This is a genomic window from Hominimerdicola alba 8 (genome assembly GCF_000178155.2).
GTDB classification, from domain to species: domain Bacteria; phylum Bacillota; class Clostridia; order Oscillospirales; family Ruminococcaceae; genus Hominimerdicola; species Hominimerdicola alba_C.
In genome coordinates this window covers 1-20,104 of sequence record NZ_ADKM02000092.1, presented here as the reverse complement: position 1 = coordinate 20,104, position 20,104 = coordinate 1, and the positions used below count along the sequence as shown (strand labels likewise).

Below are 20,104 nucleotides of genomic sequence, written 5' to 3'. Positions count from 1 at the left end.
TATTTTAGCAGATCTTTCCTAAAAAAGCAACCGTCTTTCAGCACTGAGGATATCTGCATAAAAAAGAAAGAACGGCTCAGCGTCCGTTCTTTCTTGAAAGGAAATTATGGGTAAAACTGCATTACATAACAGTTACGGTAACTGCGTTTTTGATAGCGTTCGCAACATCCCATGTGCCGTTTACCTTTGCGGCTACTGCAACCTTGTAGGATTTGCCGGGTGTAAGGTTCTTGGGAGTTGTATAGGTAGTTGTGGAAGAAGATATCGACTGAGTCTGTATCCTCCACTTGCCTGCCAGATATACAGCTATGCCGTAATTCTGTGCATTTTCCACTGCGTCCCATGTAAATCTTATCTGGTGATACTGCGAATTGTAGCTTACCTGTACAGATTCGGGATAAGTCTTGCCGCTTGGCTGGGGCTGAGGGTCCTGCTGTTTCTCAGGTCCCAGTATGCCTGTACCTGCAACTGCACCGATGACTTCATCTATATAGAATGAAGTGGAAGCGTTGTCAGTTTCAACATATATCTGTAAGTTGGAAGCGCCTTCGGGTATCTTGTAGTTGGTGTTTGCCAGCTGTACCCACTCACCCTTAGTAACAGTTTCGGAAGCTATCTTGTCATAGTGAGTAACACCGTCAGAACCGTCATACTGGAGAGTCAGGTGGAACTTGTCGGTAGGATCGCCGTTCAGGTAGGAAACGATAGCGCTGAAGCTGTACTCCGTGCCTGCCTTGAATGCGCGGCTGTCCAGCTGATAGGAAGCGCCGTTCCATGCGCTCTCTCTGCCGGATACATACAGCGAATTGCTGCCTACGAATGCAGTCGCGTTGCTGGAAGCTATGCTTGCCGGACCTCTTGCAGAGAAGCCGCTTGTATCGCCCTCAAAACCGCACTGGAAGTACCAGCCGTACTTGTTGGGTTCGATAGGCTTAACAGGAGTCTCGCCGTTGTAGTTAGAGCCGTCGCCCCACTTTTCCTTTGGGATTATCGAAGTTACATAGTTGTAAGCGGTCTTGGGCTGGTTGTTGCCGTTGTACAGCAGAGGATAGTTGGGCTGACCATTGTTATTGGTACCTACCCACGAGTTGTTGTCGTTGGGACCCCAGACCTGTACCAGAGTTACCTTGCCCTTGTACTTGCCGCTGGTGTTTACATCAACGCAGTGCTGGAATATAGCCTTGTACTTCTCAGCCTGCTGCTGGTCAGTAAACTTGCCGCCGTCGCGGGAGATATCAAGTTCGGTCACCTGTACATCGATGCCCAGACTCAGATAGTCATCCATAGCCGCCAGATAGGAAGAGGTGCTGCCCCAGTCCCACTGACCTGTGCTGCAATCAATATGCGACTGCATGCCCATGCCGTCCAGCAGACCCTTGTTGTGCAGAGGGATAAGGATAGTGTTCTTTATGCACTCCTTCTTATCGGAAGCGAACTCATTGTAGTCGTTGTAATAAAGTTTGCAGGTAGAGGGAGCATATCTTCTTGCATAAGTGAAAGCCTTCTCAACGAAAGAGTTGTTGCCGTAAACTCTTACCCATGCGGAAGAACCGTTCTGACCGTTAGTGCCGTTGGTAGGGCGCAGACCGCCGCTCTTTGCAGTGCCGTCATAGATGACCTCGTTGCAGACATCGTATGCGTACAGGTTTACAGACGGGTACTGTGTAGCGTAAGCGTTGAACATGTTCTTGATATAGCTTTCCATACGCTTATCCATCACAGATGATGATACATAGCCGCCGTTGTCGCTGAAATTCGACTTAAAGAACCACTCAGGGGTCTGGCTGTGCCATACGAATGTGTGACCTCTGAAAGCGATATTGTTCTTTGCACAGAAATCAAGTATAGCCGCACAGCTGTTGAGAGTTACCTTTACGTTGCTGTCGCTGGAACCGTTCTGCACGATAGTCGCATAAGGCTTTGTTTCATTCTCGCACTCCACTGCGTTGTGGTCTTTGAGGATTATGCCCTGAATAGCCGAATTTCTGATAGTGTTGCCGTTGAAGATGTTGCCCACACGGAAGTAGTCAGCGAACTCGTCCTTAAGACCTTTTTCATACGAAGCCGCTTTTGCCACAGCCGCCGACTTCTCGGCAGTTACCCTGACATCATCGAACACGAAATCATCTGTCAGGTCATTGGTAAGGGTCAGTTCATACTCGTAGGTATCATCAGGTGCCTTGTAGTCAGCCGAAAGTTCTGCCCACTTGCCGCCCTTTACTTTCTGTTCTGCAAGGGTGACAACAGTTTCCTCTTCGGTCTTTTCATCTATGTACTTAAGGGTCAGCGTAAAAGTGGTATCCTTCTCACTGAACACCTGCATCGAATAATCATACTTTATGCCGCCTGAAAGGTACAGACCCTTTGAAGAAGCCGCGCCGTCCTCAGCTGAGGTACGTCCTGTTACCTTCATGCCGCGTGTAGCATCAAAACCTGCGCCTGCATCGGCGGTAAGTTCGATGGAAGTATCGGTACCATGCCAGCCGTCATAGTTCAGTTCAAAACTGTCATAAACGACCTCCTGTGCGCTTACAGGTGCGGCAAGCTGCGGTACTGCTGTTGCAAGACAGCTGAGCGCCATCAGCATAGCCAGCAATTTCTTATGCTTTTTCATGTTCAAACATCTCCTTAAAATATCATTTTACCGTTGAAAACTAACTAACAAAAACAACATATAGTTATTTTTTCTAACTATATTTTACAACAACAGAATATACATTTCAACCCAAAAATTGCAGATTTGGTGGAAAAACTGCATATTTTTTGCGATTATTTGCTTTAGGAAGCCATTTAAAAAGAAAAAATGCAGAGCCGCCGCCGCTCTGCATCTGAAAAAATATCAAGTTTTGGTCTTGTACAGCCGCCTCATATCTTTATCCTTATGATAAGCCTGCTGTCGGCAAGTTCGGCGGAGATACTGCCGTTCATCTGCTCGATGAAAGTCCTTGCTATGGACAGACCAAGACCTGTGGAATTTCTTGCCGCCTGCACCGTATAAAAACGGTCAAACAGCCGTTCCACCTGAACTTTCGTCAGGTCGGCGGCTGTATTTGAAAATATTATCTCTCCCTCAGCGGAAAGGCTTATGAAAAGATCTCCCCCGCTGTATTTCAGGGCATTGTTCATAAGGTTGTTGAATGTCCTTGCAAGGGCGTTTTTGTTGACTTTCCTTATGACCTTTTCCTCGCAGAGTTCTATCTCAGGTGTTATGCCTTTTTCGGAGAGCGCCGCGTAGTAGCCCATTATGCAGTCTTCAAGCACCTGATTTACCGACAGCTCCTCAATTTCGGCATCAGCATCGGAAGAGAGTATGACAGAATAGCGGAAAAGTTCCTCTGTCAGCTGTTTCATAAGTTCCGCCCTGCCCCCGATTATATCCAGATACTTTTCCATCTGTTCCGACTTTTCTTCCTTTTTCATAACTTCCAGATACCCGCATATAGCGGTAAGAGGTGTACGCAGGTCGTGGGAGATATTGGTTATTGCGGCTTTAAGCTCCGCGTCGCCGCTGACATATCGGTTATGTTCTGCCCGCAGTTTTTTTAGCTGAGTGTTTATACTGCCCGCCAGTTCACGCATGTCCCTGTCGGCTGAATGTATGGATATGACGGTATTCGTATCAGTTTCCAGCTTTTCAGCGAACTGCCTTTTTATCGACCTTGCGGCAGTTTTCAGAGATATTATCTTGATGACCAGCGCCGCTGTTATCACAGCAAACAGAACATATACCATACGCAGTACTCCTTTTTTATCTAATATGACTATCCCTTTAGCACACCACCCAAAAACACCTTTAAAACAAGGAAAGATAAACGCCAACTATATTCAGTTCCCGATATAACATAGTTTATTTTGGTGTGTCAGCGGGATAACCACATTATCTAATATCCTTTTTCTCCATCAGATGCAGACCTGCGGCAGTGATGATGACTGCCGATACCGCCGATATGACTATCTGTACAGGGGCGGTGAATGCTATACTCGTATCACCGATCAGCGACATCGAAAGCCACTGACCATAAGGGATAACATTTATCAAAGCCCTCAGCACCGCGCCGATGCCGTCGCCCGTCATGCCCATGATCGCCTGCATCAATATAACTGCCATGAACGATGCCTGAAATGACATTATCGCAACAGCGGCTGAAAGGACTTCCTTTTCAATATTCATGCTGACAAGCACCAGAACAGAAAGGTTCGCAATATCATAGAAAACTGTTCTAACGATGCACGAAGCTATCTCACTGCCGTCGGGAAGGACATGTGCCCCCAGCAGTGCCGCCGCTGCCCACACTGCGATCATTATGAGCATGCCCAGCGCCACAGCACCGAAAGATGCAAAGTATATCTCCCGCCTTGTCCTGCCGCATATCAGCTTATTGCGTATAGCACCGCCGAAATATTCAGCACCGAGAAATACCGCCGTGAACAGCGAGAAGAATGCAGGTATGCCAAGACTTGCCAGCTTTGCACATTCAAGATCGTTATTGATATTGTGGAGCGGCAGTATCTCAGCACCGTTTGCCGAGATAAAATATGTTATGATAAATGCCGCCGCCAGACCGAATATATATAATTTATGCCTGAACATCCTTGCACAGTATGAACCGAAAAGATCTGTCATCGCACTTTCCTCACTTTATGTCCTTGCGGCAGAAATTGAGCAGACCTGCCGATGTTATGACTGCTATCGCCGCTATATCTGTAACTATCATTTTTGTTCCGTTTTCGGGATATCTGTCCTCTGACAGGACACACACCTGACTCTGCGGGTCGGCATCGTATATCACACCGAATATCTTCATCGCGAGAGTATCTTCTTCTGTCATTTCAATATTTTTGCCCTGTTCTTCCGCAAGTGCCTTTTCAGCCTTATCTTCCGTTATCACCTGATAGGACATCATGCCTGCCGCGAACACTGCCATCGTCAGAAACATAGAAGCCGCCACCGCGTAGGATTTTGAATTGACTATCGTAGTCACGAAAAGCGCCAGCGCAGTATACACAGCTATAACGCACAGCACTATCGGCTGTGTGCGCAGTATCTCGCTGAGGGGCGTGGTGTACATGCCGAAAAGAGGTATCGCCGCCGCTGATGCGGACACCGCACAGCACATCTGCATGATGACTGCGCCGATGAATGTAACGATGAAGTCCGAAAGATATATCGCCGCCCTTGAATGACCTGCCATTATCTTGTTGTTTATGGTCTTTTCAATGTAGTCCTGACCTATCAGCACCGACACGAAAGCGCCTATCAGAAGCCCTATAAATACCAGCCCCGAATTATACACTCCGTTGAGGGGGGCTGAGTCGGGAGTCCTGTCCTTTAACGAAACAAGCACTATGAACAGCGGGTACAGCACCATCACGCACATGCCTATTTTAAATACCGGCGACCTGAACATTCTGCTTAGCCCCATAACTATCAGACTCGTCACTGCTCCTCACCTCCCACCAGAGATATATAGAAACTTTCAAGGCTCTCGTCCTTTTCGGTCATCGAAACGACCTCACAGCCCTGTTCGCTGAGTTTGCCTGCTGTCTGCGAGAAATTCAGCTTTGCAAAGACATCTGCGGTTTTGTCATCAAGTATCTTGTAGTCGATGCCCATTTCGTCCAGCACGCGGGAGAGTATGCCTGTATCTGTCACTGTCATTCTAACGCATTTCCTGCAAGCCGACTCAAGTTCCTCAGCGCTCATCTCGCGCACTATCCTGCCGCTGTCGATGAAGCCGTAGTGTGTCGCCAGCTTTGCCAGTTCATCGAGGATATGGCTGGATATGAGTATGGTCATGTTTCTCTCGCGGTTGAGTTTCAGTATCAGTTCGCGTATCTCGATTATGCCCTGCGGGTCAAGACCGTTTATCGGCTCGTCCAGTACCACAAGGTCGGGGTCGCCGCACAGCGCTATGGCTATGCCCAGTCTTTGCTTCATGCCCAGCGAGAAGTTCTTCGCTTTTTTTCTGCCTGTATCGGCAAGCCCCACCAGTTCCAGCAGTTCGTCTATGCCGTCAGTATTTGGCAGACCGAGTATCCTGTACTGCTGTCTGAGATTTTCCCTTGCTGTCAGGTCAAGGTATATGGCAGGAGTTTCCACCACAGCACCCATTCGCCTTCTTGACTTTACAATATCCCTGTCGGTATTTTTTATGCCGAATATCTCAAACCCGCCCTCAGTCGGTCTTTGCAGACCTGTAATAAGGCGTATAAGCGTGGTCTTGCCTGCGCCGTTCCTGCCGACAAAGCCGTATATCGCGCCTTTCGGGATATTCATGGTCAGCCCGTCAAGGGCGGTGAAGCCTTTATATTTTTTTCTTAGTTCTGTTGTCCTGAGTACGTATTCCATCTTTGTTTCCTCTTTCTTTTTCACTTTGTTCTTCACATATTTTTTCTGTTTTTCATGTTCTCCGATGCAAAGAACACAGCTTCCGCAGATGCCATAACTGCCATCGCAGTGAACGTCACTGCCGCCGGATATCTTGCATTGAATATCCAAAGCCCCACACCTGCTGTCACCATCAGCGCCGTCATCACCGCCGCAACTGCTGTCAGGCGGCACACTATTTTCTGATGCCTTTCACTCAGCATATCCTTACTCATAGATGCTATGAATACCAGCAGTGCGGGCACAGCAAGTCTGCCGTCATATTCCCCCGCCATTAAAAATCCTGCCGCCGCTGCCGCTGACATGACTGCCGATACCGCTTTTGTCAGCAGATAAGTGAAACCTTTTTCCGATATGATGTTTGCCATTGTAATTACCTCCGTGTTGTTTACTGAGGGGCTGTTCCCCTTTTTCTGATATCAGTATAACACACAATAGTCAAGATTGCGGCAAAGAAAAAGTCAAGATTTGGTCAAGATATCATCAGCGCATCTTGAACCCGATGCCGTACACCGCTTCGATATAATCGTGACCGTTCACAGCTTCCAGCTTTTTGCGCATATTGCTTATATGCTGTTTTAACGACCTCTCGGTGCAGTCGGGGGTATCTATGCTTATCTTATCGAGTATAGTCGTTCTGCCCACAGGGGTGTTCGGATTTTGCATGAGCAGTTTCAGTATCGCACACTCAGTCCTCGTCAGCCTGACCTCTTCACCGTTTATCGCAGCTGTCAGCGTATCGCAGTGCAGCGTCAGGTCACCGAATGTCAGTGCAGCTGCATCACCCTTTGACTGTGCCATTCTCAGCTGTACGGCTATCCTCGCAGTAAGTTCAGCAATATTGAACGGCTTTGTCACATAGTCACAAGCACCCGCCATAAGCAGACCCACCTTGTCGGCAACATCAGCTTTCGCGCTCACCACTATCACAGGTATGTCCTTTATTTTTGGCAGAAGTTCTTCTCCGCTAAGACCCGGAAGCATAAGGTCAAGCAGTATCAGGTCAGGCTTTTTCCGTTCTACCACCAGCAAAGCCTCAGTGCCCGAATAAGCCCGCAGCACCCCGTAGCCCTCCTTATTCAGCGCTTCCTCCAGCATATCACCTATATATATATCGTCATCGATGACCAGAATTTCCTGCATGAACGTTCCTCCTGTCTGTAAATGTCAGCACAAGAAAAAGTATACCACATTATCCGCAAAAAGTAAAGTTTTATGTCATCGGGTGAGGTCGGCACAGATAGCTGTATCCTTCCCTGCTTGCGGCAGAAACATATTCCACACAAAAAACTTCCCCCGTCAGCATCGCCCACAGATGCTATGCGGCACCAGACGCCGTCTTCCGGCGCATGGATATAATCGTCCTGCTGTAATTCTTTTTGCGAATTGAATATACCTGTTCAAGACCCGGTTTTTTAGCCTGTATATGCGCGCCTTTTACAAGTTCATAGTCCGATGGGTCAACTATTTCGGGCATGATGACTGCGATACATTTGTTTAATTCATAATTCATAATGTGTTATCACGCTGACACACCACAAAAACAGCGGCTTTATACAAGTCTGCTATATCATATTCAAAAACAACCGCATTCCTTAGTTTACGGGAATGCGGTTGTTTTTTAGCGCTTAATGTTTCTGCTTATCGGTATTGTCATCGTTGCTTATGTTTTCATCACGTCTTACAGGCTTTTCCGTACTGCGGGTGATAAAATAATAGAATACGATAAGTCCTATAGGTATCAAAGCACTTATTGTCACAATTATTATATTGAACATCTTATTTCCTCCGTTATATCTAAATTAGAAAATTATAACGAAGGTCTGTTTTTATATCCGTCCTGATCGTGTATGTATCTGATGATATATTTTTCAAGGCACCATATCTGCCTTAAAGCCTGAAACAGCAAAAGATACAGAACTTCCGCTGCAATGAAAAGGATACAGCCGACCTTGAACCATTTGTCGAAGTATTTAAGCCTGTTCTGCGGTCTTATAGTATCCGAATGTGTGATCTTTGCATTGTTTGAAGGAAGCAGTTCTTCTGAACACACACCCTGAGCAAGCCTTGTAACTTCTCTGACCGTGATCGCAGTGTCGGAAGAAGCCTTGCAAAGTCTGTTATCATATTCACTGATGCCGCCTGAAAACAGCAAACCCAAAAAGGTAACGGCGAACATCAGGGAGATCATTCGCTGTACAAGTTTACGCTCCATCACAGTTCGCCCCCTTCTCTTATAATCTGAACGATGATTCCTATAACTGATTATATCAGACAAGTTCAGAAAAGTCAATCAACAAAACGTATTTAAGCGCACTTAACATGGGCTTAACCTTTCGGTACTGTTCAAATTAACATTGACCTGTTATAATTATAGTATCAGGAGTGTGATGATAATATGCTGATATATATTGTTGAAGATGATGATAATATCCGTGAGCTTGAAGCGTTTGCAATGAAAAACAGCGGCTATGATACCGAGTGCTTTGCAGACTCCAAAGAGTTCTGTCAGGCGATAACAAAAGCTGTTCCCGACCTGATTTTGCTTGACATTATGCTGCCGGGCGATGACGGACTTACGCTGCTAAAAAAATTGCGTGATGACCCCGCGACCGCAAAGATACCCATTATCATAATATCCGCCAAGACGACCGAACTTGACCGCGTAAAAGGGCTTGACATGGGGGCTGATGACTATATGTGCAAGCCGTTCAGCGTAATGGAGATGGTCAGCCGTGTAAAGGCAAGGCTGAGAGGTGTTCGGGATAAAAATGATGATATGATATGTTTCGACGGCATAACTATGTCGGAAGATACAAGAACAGTCAGCGCTGACGGTAAGCCTGTGGAACTTACATTTAAAGAATACGAACTTCTGAAAATGTTTTTGAGTTCCCCAAAGATAGTGCTCAGGCGTGATGATATCCTTGATAAAATATGGGGACAGGAAAGCACAGGGCGAACCCTTGATGTGCATATCCGTACCCTGAGAAGCAAGCTGGGCGAGTATGGCAAATATATCAAGACTATCCGCAATGTCGGCTACAAACTGGACAGGGACGATTGACATGGAAAGGAAGATAGTGCTCAGCCTGTTTTATATGGGCATCATAACAGCGATAGTGGGTATCGTGGCAACAACTTTTGCATATTACGGATTTTTCCGCCGTGAGGTGGAGAAGAACCTTGTACACGAATGCAGGCTGGTGGCTGAAAGCTATGATATGCTTTCTTCACCTGACGAACTTGAAAAGTTTTCGGGAGAGGATTTCCGCATAACGCTGATAGACAAGGACGGTAATGTGCTGTATGAGAGCGATGCAGACCACCTTACAATGACAAATCATCTTGACAGACCTGAGATAAGGTCTGCCGCTGAAAAAGGTACGGGCAGCGACACCCGTCTTTCCGATACACTGGGTACGGAAGACCACTACTACGCGATACAGCTTGATGATGACAGCATACTGCGCGTTTCGATACAGACAGATTCAATATTAGCACTGTTTGAACGTTCTCTGCTGATAATAATATTTGTCATAATCGGTATCATAATAGTGTCGCTCATCGCATCGGTAAAGCTGACCGAAAAGCTGATAGCACCACTAAAAAGGATACCTGAGATGCTCGAAAAGAACATACCTGTCACCGACACCGATATCTACCCCGAAGTCATACCGCTGGTCGAGGAGATACGCAGTGCCAGAAATTCACAGAGCGAAATGCGGCAGGAGTTCACGGCAAATGTTTCTCACGAACTGAAAACACCGCTGACCTCCATTTCGGGCTATGCGGAGCTTATTGAATCGGGAATGGCGAAAGGCGCTGACAGCGTGAAGTTTGCAGGAAAGATCAGAAAAGAATCTGACCGTATGCTTGCACTCATCGGAGATATACTGCGGCTTTCCGAACTTGACAGCATCGGTGAAACGCCCCTTGACGACAAGGTAGACATTAAAGCTGTTGCAGAGGACTGCAAGGAACGTCTGTCACAGCATGCAGAAAAACGCGGTATCAGAATGACGGTCAGCGGAAAAAGTGCGAACATCACAGGCAGCAGGACGGAGATCACCGAACTGGTCTATAACCTTGTGGATAATGCGATCAAATATAACCGTGAGAACGGCAATATCGAAATAAAGACAGCTGATAAAAAGCTGACTGTTACCGACACGGGCATCGGTATACCGCAGGAGAGTATCCCACGAATATTTGAGCGATTTTACCGCATCGACAAAAGCAGGAGCCGCGCAAAGGGCGGCACAGGACTGGGGCTTTCTATAGTCAAACATATCGCAGAGCATCACGGTGCTGAGATAGATGTGGAAAGCACAGTCGGCGTAGGAACAAGCATCACAGTTACATTCAGATAAGGAGAGTAAAATGAACATTTTTTCAATATGCACTTTATGCGGAGGACTTGCGTTCTTCCTGTTCGGCATGCACGTTATGTCGCAAAGTCTGGAGAAGATAGCAGGCGGCAAGCTGGAATCGACCCTGAAAAAAATGACTTCAAATCCGTTCAAGAGCCTCGCACTCGGTGCAGGCATCACCATAGCTGTGCAGTCTTCATCAGCCATGACAGTAATGCTGGTCGGACTTGTCAATTCAGGCATCATGCAGCTTGAACAGACGGTCGGCGTTATCATGGGCTCAAATGTCGGCACTACGCTGACTGCGTGGCTGTTAAGTACCGCAGGCATTAAGAGCGACAACATACTTATCTCAATGCTGAAACCCGAAAACTTTGCCCCCATCGTTGCCCTGATCGGCATCATCATGATAATGATGAGCAAAAAGAAAAAGCGTCAGGACATCGGCACGATCATGGTAGGCTTTGCGGTGCTGATGTACGGCATGGAACTGATGAAGAATGCAGTTTCGCCCCTTGCAGAAATGGAAGGCTTCAGCAAACTTCTTGTGGCTTTCAAAAATCCGCTTCTCAGCGTTCTTTTCGGTGCTGTATTTACGGGCGTTATACAGTCTTCAGCGGCATCTGTGGGCATCTTGCAGGCACTTTCGCTGACAGGCACGATATCTTACAGAATGGCTATCCCTATAATCATGGGTCAGAATATCGGCACCTGCGTGACGGCACTGCTGTCCTCTATCGGTGTCAACAAGAACGCAAATCGTGTGACTGTTGTGCATATGTTATTCAATATCATCGGTACGGTAGTTTGTCTTGCCGCGTTTTATGGGCTGAATGCGGTCGTTCATTTCAGCTTTGTGGACAAGTCCATCGGTGCGGTGGAGATCGCCGCTGTACACTCCATTTTCAATATCGTAACAACACTGATACTCCTGCCGTTCTCCTCACAGCTTGTAAAGCTGGCAAAAAAGCTGATACCCGATTCCAAAGAAGCCGAAGAATCTGTTCTTCTCGATAAACGTCTTATCGCCACACCGCCCCTTGCTGTTTCACAGTGCAGAGAAAAGACGGTGGAAATGGCACAGGGAGCAAAGGAAGCACTTCATGAAGCGCTTAGGGCAATATTTGATTATTCTGACAAGGCTGTGGTCAAGGTAGAAGAAAAAGAACAGCTTCTTGATGAAATGGAAGATCAGCTTTCCACGTTCCTGCTGGAATTATCCGCAGTCAGCCTGACGGACGAGGACAGCCGCACTGTCACCGAACTTCTGCACACGATAAGCGACTTTGAGCGTATCAGTGACCACGCTATCAACATGATAGAGATAGCGCAGGAAATGGAGCGTAACAGCCGGAGTTTTTCTGACAGCGCGAAGGCGGATTTCTCAACACTTTTTGCCGCACTGACAGAGATATCGGGCATTACCATAAAGGCGTTCACCGATAATGATACAGATATCGCGGTCAATGTCGAACCGCTGGAAGAGGTCATTGATGACCTCACCCAAACCATCAGGGATAAGCATATCGCCAGACTCCGAAAGGGCGAGTGCAGTCCTGAACTGGGCGTTTATCTGTCCGACCTGCTGATAAACTGCGAGAGAGTATCCGACCATTGCTCAAATATCGCAGTGTCCATTATCCAGATAGCAAAGTCGAGCATGAGAAGCCATGTATACCTCAACGAACTGAAAGCACAGCGTTCCGAGCAATTCATAGGCACTTACAATTCGTATCGTGAAAAATACAGGCTTTCTGCTTAAAGAAACCAATACAGATCGGCATTTCTGTTTATCTCTGCGGATCAGGACTAATGTTTTTGCAATAAGAGTTTTTTGACTTATCTGAAAATCAAGAATAACTTAAAGACAACGCATCTGCACTGTTTACTATAGCATGTCAGTCCATGTCTAAAAAGATGATACATTAGTCTTTGTCAAGAGAAAAATGCACTTTTTTCAGAAAAGATCCAGCATACTGTCGAGATAGATCTCTTCACGGACAGTGAGCCGATATTCGGGCTTTGTGAGATAATAAAGCAGAAATTCGAGATTGACAGCACTTCCCAGTCCTCTTCCTTCTATTTTGAAATTAGAAAAACCGAGTGGCAGATATGTGTTCATGATGTCATCTGTGCTGATAAATGCGGGATTTTTCATCGCCCTCGAAAAACGGTATCCGTCCTTAGCATCGGGTGCTTTACAGATGTGATCTTCACAGCTTTCTCCCAGATTTTTTCGGCTGACATTTTCGTAGCACGCTTTTCTGTCTTTACAGTAAAATGAACAGCATTCATTGCACAGAAATTCGACCTTGTCTTTCATTGCCTGCGGGAGCACAGCAAGTTTATCGTACTGCTTATTGAGCCTGAAATCTGGAACAACATATTTAAACTCACTCCGTTCTGTTTCGCTTAAAAACTCATCAAAATCAGTCTGCACCTTTGTAGTCGATGAAACGAAATAAAGGTCGGGGTAATTTTTTTTGATATGTTCAAGCAGAAGATCCGAGTGGATAATCACACCGTTCTGTACGCCTTTGCTTGCGGCGAAAAGTTCACACAGCGCATTGCATTTCCTGTCGGTCAGATGTTCGGGTCTTAAAAGCGAATTGCTGAAAGTGAGCCTTGAAGAAATGCCGTACTCATTCATAAGTGCGAGTACGTCTTCCGCTTTACATTCACCGTATCCGACACGTCCGCCGCCCCAGATACAGTCTGCGGGAGCACCATAGACAGATGCTATCTCAAACCGATCATAGAAATATTCCCGATGCTCACGGTACAGCGGCAGAAACACGCTGTACAGGTCATAGAACTCAAACAGTCCCGGCAGATGAAAATAAGCTATATTTTTTTTAGTGTTTTCCATATGTTATCACACCTTTGAATGATGATCGAAATGTCAGGGCAGGTCGAACACGACCTTTGCAGGAACACCGAATGTACCGCTGAGTATGGGCGACAGAGAAAACAGGCTCCGGATATAAGCTATTTTCGGTAACTCCTGCATTTTTACACCTCATTTTATGATAAAATTATTTTTTAATGTCGATATGATCACCACCGACTTCATCAGGTATCATCTTCTTTTTTTTGACAGCGCTGTCATCAGTAACACCTATCAAATCATTTATTGTCAGCCGCATTTTAATCATACTTTCAAGCTATAAATATTTTTATTATAGCATACAAAAAACTGAAAAGCAATACAAAATCCGAACTTTTACCCATAACAATACCCGAATAACATTTTCATCGTCCCCGCCCAACAACCCACCCACAAAAACACAGATCCCCGAGCAGTAGCCCGGGGATCACTCATATTGCTTTACAAATTTTCTGCACAGATTCGTTCCAAGACAGAAGCTCTTCAAGTATATCGGGATTGATAAAAAACTCCATGCTGGGCAGAACTGTCAGCAGCAACTCAAAATATTTGAAAACATCAAGTCTGTTTGCCTTAGCAGTTTCAACGATACTGTAGATATCAGCACTTGCTCTCGCACCTTTAGGCGTGTCGCTGAACAGCCAGTTTTTACGCCCGACGGTGAAAGGTCTTATCGCATTTTCAGCGGCATTGTTCGAGATCGCACAGTCACCGTCTTTGAAGTAGTTTCCGAGAAATTCCCGTTTCTTGAAAGCATACTCAAATGCCTTTCCAAGCTGCGTTTTAGGAAGAACTGTCGGTGCTATCTTTTCAGCCCATTGTTTCAGCTTAACTTCGTTTTTGATCTTCGTTATCTCATTCATTCTAATCAACTCCGGTTAGACTTCTTTAGTTATTACTAGTTTAGTCTATTTGGAGTTCGTTGGGTAGGGTGGGGCTTTTGGGGCGAGTACGGTTTACAAGGTTTTTCGGAATAAAATGAAACGGACCGGTAATCGACACCTTGTATCAATTACCGGTCCAGTTTTGGTGCGACAAACGGGACTTGAAAATCTCGGCGCACTTTTCGTGGCTTGTCGAGATATGCAGAAGCGCCCGAAAATACAGCGTTTCAGAACAATACACAAAAGTCAGTTTATCATGTTTTTCGCTAAGTTTTTGCGACCTTAGCGGACAAATAGCGGACAAAAAACATTCGGCATACCCTTGTACTTATTCGTTTTTCACCGATGTGCAGATCATATCAGCGGACAAAATCACACCAAAATTCTTCATGTCCCTTTGATGATCTTGCAGGTATATGATATAGGCACAGCCAAGCGCATCGAAGATATTTGTACGCTTGGCTTTTTGCTGTTCGATCTACATGACTATCTTAACGGTCGATCGCCGCCATGATCTGACCGTATTTTCGGACTGATGGAGGATCTGATATATGCTGTCCGATGATCTTTTCCATCCACACCATATCATACCATCTGTTAAATTTGTAGCCGCATTTTTTGAAACGTCCGACCAGATCGTATCCCATGTGTTTGTGGAAATTCATGCTGTTAAAGGTCAGGTATTCATCTTCACGTTCCGCCGGTACACCGATGCAGGTATAGAGGTTTGTGATATTCATATCTTTTAGTGCCGATCCTATGCTTTCATACAGCAGCCTGCCTGCGCCGTGTCCGTGATCGTCATTGTCTACATATATGCTGACATCAGCCGAATAGTCATAAGCTGCTCTGTTTATGAACGTCCCTGCATATGCGTATCCTATTATACGATCATCTTTTTCAATTACGATATACGGATATTTTTTCAGAGTGTTCCTTATCCTTTTGTTTACCGCATTTTCAGCCCTTGTGCTAAAGGGATAGTCATAATTTATATTTATTCAGCCACCTATAACTTTTATAATAAATAAAAAACACAGTTCCTCTCACACAAAGTTCGGCACTAACCGCTATCCACACACCTACTGTCATGTATCTTTTCACCAGTAAAACTATGAGGAGCAGGCGGACTCCCCACATACTCACAGCGTTGATGATTCCCGAAACCAATGTGTCACCTGCACCACGAAATATCCCCGATGTCACCAGCTGCACCGCAAATAGCGGTTCACAGAGCATCTGTATCCTCAGACACGTCACAGTGAGCCTTGCAGCTTCTCTGTCTGCCGTAAGCATACCGGCTATGGCAGGTGCGGCAATGAACATCACTACAGCCATGATGCTCATGATCGCAGTACCTATCCTAATGGTAAGTGCGGAATATGTTTTGGTAAGCTCACGGCTGCCGCTGCCAAGACTTCTGCCCACCAGCGAGGTCGCTGCTATCCCCATGCCGAAACCGGGCATATAGCATATGCTCTCAGCCGTCACCACCAACGAATATACCGCTGTCTGCAATGCACCATAAGGCGCAAGTATGCGTGTGGTAATGATGAACGTTCCGCACATGACGAATTCCTCAAAAGCGACAGGAAGTGATATTTTAAGTGCTTTTTTGAAAACAGACATATCTATAAGTCTGCCGTGAATATCTTTTAGTCTTAGCTTATCAAAAAACAAACAGGAGTATATCAGCAGGATAACAGCGGCAGTAAACTGCGAAAGTGCCGTTCCTATTGCCGCACCTGCCACCCCCAATCCGAATGGCTCGAAAATAAACAGCCTGTTGAACAAAACATCGAGAACACACATGATAAGATTCACTGCGCCTGCTATCTTCGTGTTGCCGCTGCATTGAAGTGCCGACGAAGCCATGGTATTCAGAGCCACAAAAGGAAGTGACAGAGAATATACAAAAAAGTATGCCGAAGAATCCTTTATGATAGCCTCATCACCTGCCAGCCAGACCGGAAGCCGCCCGCTGATCTCTGCACAAAATATCCCCAGCAAAACAGCAAACACCGTAATGCAGATGAGAGATTGCCGATAGTTGAGTTTTGCTTTTCTCAGTTCTCCGGCACCAACAGCGTAAGCCGTCAGTACCGAGCCGCCTGTTGCTGCTGCTGTGCAAAATCCGTTTGTCAGATATATAGTGCTGTTTATCAATCCGACAGATGCAGTGGCATTTGCGCCCAGACTGCCCACCATTGCTGTATCGATATACTGCATGACCACCGTTGAAAGCTGACTCAGTATCGCAGGCACACTCAATGCAATAACTTCTCTTGCCCTGTTATTATCAAAACTGCCCATCTTCTCACCTCTGTTCAAAAATATATAGTAAATAAAATATCACAAAACAGCTGCTATGTCAAGAAGAAGACAACGATGTCATCATTTACGCTTTTAAGAAAATTTAGTCTTTTCAATTTTAATATAAATATAACCGCTCATTCGGTACGATGACGATGTCATGATTTCGGGATATATAATTATTTGTTCATAGATCAACAGAAAATTATTACCGACTTACATTATAGATCAAAAAAATGTTAACATTTATTTTTCACATTTCACCCTATCTGCGCAGAGAGATTTACCTTTGAGATAACGTTATCTGAGATATTGATTGACAATTTGCGTTTTCGGTGATATAAATATGTTCAATAAAAGAAAGCATCTGCAATAAATATTTCTTATATGCAGCTATAAATCATAGCTATCGCATAAGCAATATCAATGGCGTATTTCTATAAGGAGGAGAAAAATGAGTGCATATATAAGAATAAAGGATCTGCATAAATCCTTTCACAACAAAGGAGAAGTAAATCACGTTCTTTCAGGGATCGATCTTGAGATAAACAAAGGTGAAATATACGGAGTCGTTGGTTTTTCAGGTGCGGGCAAGTCTACATTGGTACGGTGCATAAACCGTTTGGAAGAGCCCGACAGCGGTAAGGTCTGGATAGGCGATACCGAGATAACCGCTCTCAACAAGAAGCAGCTGACACTGCGTCGCCAAAAGATAGGCATGATATTCCAACAGTTCAATCTTTTTGACTCCATGACAGTATCACAGAACATTGCCTATTCGCTGAAGCTGGTGGGAACTTCAAAAAAACAGATCACTGCAAAGGTAGATAAGCTGCTGGAGCTTGTGGGACTTTCAGATAAAAAGAATGCTTATCCCGGGTCTTTGTCGGGCGGACAAAAACAGCGTGTGGGAATAGCAAGAGCACTTGCCAACGATCCCGACGTTCTGCTCTCCGATGAAGCCACCAGCGCACTTGATCCGGTTTCAACACTTTCGATATTAGACCTTCTGGAACATATAAACGATGAACTTGGAGTGACTATAATAATGATAACACACGAGCTTGAAGCAGCAAAGCGAATATGCAAAAAGATAGCTGTTCTGGAAAACGGAGTCATAACCGAAAAAGGTAATACGAGGGATATTTTCCTTGATCCCAAAAGCAATACGGGGAAGATATTTCTTGAAGTATACAAAGAATTCAGTCAGGAAAATACATTTACAGGAGGTGGTGGAATATGAGTCTTAGTAAATATCCTTTCTGGGAGGTAGTAAAGCACGCTTTCAGCAGTGAGGTATGGGATACTCTGTGGCCGGCAGTGTGGGACACACTTTATATGGTGGCACTCAGTGCACTTATAACTCTCGTGCTGGGGGTACTTCTAGGCATAGGGCTTTCTATAATATCAAAGGAAGGCGTAAGACCCATACCCGTACTTAACGAAACAGCAGGAACTATCGTCAACTGTCTGCGTTCACTGCCGCAGATGATAATGATAATCATCACACTTCCGCTGGCACGAATGCTGCTGGGTCAGAGTTATGGTGTAAATGCCTGTATCATAGCCCTTGCGGCATCTTGCATACCAATGTATGCCAGACTTGTACAGGGTGCATTCGTTGAGATACCAAAGGGAAAGATAGAAGCAGCCAAAGCTATGGGATCAAGCTCGGCAACTATCGTTTTCCGAGTTATGCTGCCCGAAGCGATACCCTCTATTATCAGAGGTTTTACGGTAGCACTTATCGGTATAATTTCCATGACAGCACTTGCAGGCAGCTTTGGTGCAGGCGGCATAGGAGATATAGCGGTAAGATTCGGCTTCAATAGGTTCTATCACGATATGCTGATAGCATCGGTACTTGTGCTTATAATAATGGTTGAGATCGCACAGGTATTCGGTGATCTGATCTCTGGTCTGATACTCAGAAAAAGACATCTTGTTTAAGTTGATGACGGCACAGACCGTTACATATTGAGGAAAGTAAACATTAAAAACATTTTAGGAGGAAAAGTATCATGAAAGTAAAGAGAATTTTAGCAACAGCAGTAGCTGCAACTCTTGCAGCATCGGTATTTGCAAGCTGCGGTAAGACCGATAGCTCTAACGGCGAGAAGGTAAAGGAACTGGTTGACGGTAAGGAGCTTACCGTTATCAGAGCATTGGCAGACCTTACACCTCATAGTGAACTTATAGAGTATGTTGAACCCAAACTCAATGAGAAAGGTTACACAGTAAAGATCGTCAGCACCGGTGCAGATGCAACATGGAATGAGAAAACACAGAATGGTGAGGTAGATTTCAATTTCATGCAGCACCAGCCCGCCCTTGACGAGTGGAACGAGATCAACAACGGCAAACTTGTGAATATCGGTGATATCCATGTAGAGCCCATAGGTGCCTACTCAGAAAAGTATACCTCTGCTGACGAAGTACCCGACGGTGCAACTATTGTGATCCCGAACGATGCGACAAACGAGTACAGAGCTTTACGCATACTCGAACAGCAGGGCTGGATCAAGCTGGGTGAAACGGAAACTATCCGTGCAAGTGTGGATGACATTGAAGAGTACATAAAACCTATCGAGATAACCGAGCTTGACAGTATACAGATAAATTCTCACAGAACAGAGTTTGATGTTTATATAAACAACACCAATAAAGTCATAGAAGCAGGCCTTGACGCAACAAAGTATCTGTTCCGTGAAGGCGAGGATTCACCCTACGCCAACATCATTGTGACAACCCCCGAAAAAGCAGACGATCCGGGACTAAAGGCACTGGTCGAGCTGCTGCAATCGGAGGATACTGCAAAGTTTATAATTGAAAAGTATAACGGTGCAGTGATACCCGTGACTAAGATCTCAGGCTAACAGAACAATGCCATAATAATATACCTTCTTTGGGGCTGTCTTTATATGCAGCCCCTTTTTTCTGCAAAATTTATAGCAATTTCCAATGTTGTTTGTCAAGTTGAACGGTGAACCCATGAACAATCAGACCCCTTACGGCTGGCTGAAAGAGTTCTGCGAGAAGAACGATATGCCTTTCTATGGTATTCACAGTTTCAGATACTTCGCAGCTTCTGCTTTGATCTCGTCGGGGCTTGATGTGGTGACGGTATCGGGAGCGTTAGGACATTGCAACTCAGGAACAATTTTGAACTTGTATTCCCATATTTTCCAGGAGGCTCGGGCAAGAAACTGCGATGCTATCACAAATGCGCTGGATTTCAGTAAAAATGATGACAAAGCAT

The 20,104-nt window shown here is 45.4% G+C and carries 19 protein-coding genes and 1 pseudogene; 7 read left to right on the top strand and 13 right to left on the bottom strand.

Going from position 1 to position 20,104, the window contains the following annotated elements:
* Nucleotides 1-121: 121 nt before the first annotated feature.
* The 9 genes from CUS_RS11230 to CUS_RS11190 form a co-directional block, all read right to left on the bottom strand.
* The gene (locus CUS_RS11230; protein ID WP_002850795.1) at nt 122-2,614 is read right to left on the bottom strand and encodes an endo-1,4-beta-xylanase; all 2,493 of its coding nucleotides are present in this window, start codon (nt 2,612-2,614) and stop codon (nt 122-124) included.
* Between the two features lie 251 nt (nt 2,615-2,865).
* Entirely contained in the window at nt 2,866-3,732 is an 867-nt protein-coding gene (locus tag CUS_RS11225; protein WP_002850791.1) for a sensor histidine kinase, read from the bottom strand.
* A 145-nt stretch (nt 3,733-3,877) separates the two neighbouring features.
* Nucleotides 3,878-4,624, bottom strand: a complete 747-nt coding sequence (locus CUS_RS11220; protein ID WP_002850761.1) for a hypothetical protein — start codon at nt 4,622-4,624, stop codon at nt 3,878-3,880.
* Nucleotides 4,625-4,634: 10 nt separating this feature from the next.
* Nucleotides 4,635-5,441 (bottom strand): ABC transporter permease subunit, encoded by an 807-nt coding sequence (locus tag CUS_RS11215; RefSeq protein WP_002850766.1) that lies wholly within the window; start codon nt 5,439-5,441, stop codon nt 4,635-4,637.
* Nucleotides 5,438-6,349 (bottom strand): ABC transporter ATP-binding protein, encoded by a 912-nt coding sequence (locus CUS_RS11210; RefSeq protein WP_037277151.1) that lies wholly within the window; start codon nt 6,347-6,349, stop codon nt 5,438-5,440. Before CUS_RS11210 ends, CUS_RS11215 begins: the two co-directional genes overlap by 4 nt.
* Nucleotides 6,350-6,381: 32 nt before the next feature.
* Nucleotides 6,382-6,756, bottom strand: coding sequence for a hypothetical protein (locus CUS_RS11205; protein WP_002850753.1), 375 nt, complete (start codon nt 6,754-6,756; stop codon nt 6,382-6,384).
* 115 nt (nt 6,757-6,871) lie between these two features.
* Nucleotides 6,872-7,531 (bottom strand): response regulator transcription factor, encoded by a 660-nt coding sequence (locus CUS_RS11200; RefSeq protein WP_002850767.1) that lies wholly within the window; start codon nt 7,529-7,531, stop codon nt 6,872-6,874.
* Nucleotides 7,532-8,016: 485 nt separating this feature from the next.
* Nucleotides 8,017-8,166 (bottom strand): hypothetical protein, encoded by a 150-nt coding sequence (locus CUS_RS19845; RefSeq protein ID WP_002850788.1) that lies wholly within the window; start codon nt 8,164-8,166, stop codon nt 8,017-8,019.
* A gap of 32 nt (nt 8,167-8,198) precedes the next feature.
* On the bottom strand, nt 8,199-8,603 hold the full coding sequence (locus CUS_RS11190) for a hypothetical protein (protein ID WP_002850793.1): 405 nt from the start codon (nt 8,601-8,603) through the stop codon (nt 8,199-8,201).
* 183 nt (nt 8,604-8,786) lie between these two features.
* Between CUS_RS11190 and CUS_RS11185 the strand changes: the two genes are divergently transcribed.
* The 3 genes from CUS_RS11185 to CUS_RS11175 are packed head-to-tail and all read left to right on the top strand — an operon-like array spanning nt 8,787 to nt 12,523.
* Nucleotides 8,787-9,455, top strand: a complete 669-nt coding sequence (locus tag CUS_RS11185; RefSeq protein WP_002850771.1) for a response regulator — start codon at nt 8,787-8,789, stop codon at nt 9,453-9,455.
* Between the two features lies 1 nt (nt 9,456).
* Entirely contained in the window at nt 9,457-10,761 is a 1,305-nt protein-coding gene (locus tag CUS_RS11180) for a sensor histidine kinase (RefSeq protein ID WP_002850755.1), read from the top strand.
* Nucleotides 10,762-10,771: 10 nt separating this feature from the next.
* Nucleotides 10,772-12,523 carry a Na/Pi cotransporter family protein gene (locus CUS_RS11175; protein ID WP_002850778.1) on the top strand — a complete coding sequence of 584 codons (1,752 nt, stop codon included), beginning with the start codon at nt 10,772-10,774 and terminating at the stop codon, nt 12,521-12,523.
* Between the two features lie 195 nt (nt 12,524-12,718).
* Here the strand turns inward: CUS_RS11175 and CUS_RS11170 are convergent, their stop codons facing one another.
* From CUS_RS11170 to CUS_RS11155, 4 genes are all read right to left on the bottom strand, one after another.
* Nucleotides 12,719-13,630 (bottom strand): hypothetical protein, encoded by a 912-nt coding sequence (locus CUS_RS11170; RefSeq protein WP_002850759.1) that lies wholly within the window; start codon nt 13,628-13,630, stop codon nt 12,719-12,721.
* Nucleotides 13,631-14,079: 449 nt separating this feature from the next.
* Entirely contained in the window at nt 14,080-14,511 is a 432-nt protein-coding gene (locus tag CUS_RS20420; RefSeq protein WP_002850780.1) for an IS66 family transposase, read from the bottom strand.
* Between the two features lie 512 nt (nt 14,512-15,023).
* Nucleotides 15,024-15,527 carry a GNAT family N-acetyltransferase gene (locus CUS_RS19240; protein WP_080559555.1) on the bottom strand — a complete coding sequence of 168 codons (504 nt, stop codon included), beginning with the start codon at nt 15,525-15,527 and terminating at the stop codon, nt 15,024-15,026.
* On the bottom strand, nt 15,517-16,845 hold the full coding sequence (locus CUS_RS11155; protein WP_002850792.1) for an MATE family efflux transporter: 1,329 nt from the start codon (nt 16,843-16,845) through the stop codon (nt 15,517-15,519). The genes CUS_RS19240 and CUS_RS11155 overlap by 11 nt, the downstream gene beginning before the upstream one ends.
* Nucleotides 16,846-17,299: 454 nt before the next feature.
* Here CUS_RS11155 and CUS_RS11150 point away from each other — a divergent pair, with 454 nt between their 5' ends.
* The 4 genes and pseudogenes from CUS_RS11150 to CUS_RS11135 form a co-directional block, all read left to right on the top strand.
* On the top strand, nt 17,300-18,088 hold the full coding sequence (locus CUS_RS11150) for a methionine ABC transporter ATP-binding protein (protein ID WP_002850797.1): 789 nt from the start codon (nt 17,300-17,302) through the stop codon (nt 18,086-18,088).
* On the top strand, nt 18,085-18,795 hold the full coding sequence (locus CUS_RS11145; protein WP_002850764.1) for a methionine ABC transporter permease: 711 nt from the start codon (nt 18,085-18,087) through the stop codon (nt 18,793-18,795). The genes CUS_RS11150 and CUS_RS11145 overlap by 4 nt, the downstream gene beginning before the upstream one ends.
* Before the next feature lie 71 nt (nt 18,796-18,866).
* On the top strand, nt 18,867-19,721 hold the full coding sequence (locus tag CUS_RS11140) for a MetQ/NlpA family ABC transporter substrate-binding protein (protein ID WP_002850763.1): 855 nt from the start codon (nt 18,867-18,869) through the stop codon (nt 19,719-19,721).
* A 115-nt stretch (nt 19,722-19,836) separates the two neighbouring features.
* A pseudogene (locus tag CUS_RS11135) lies at nt 19,837-20,104 on the top strand (tyrosine-type recombinase/integrase); the annotation flags it as partial.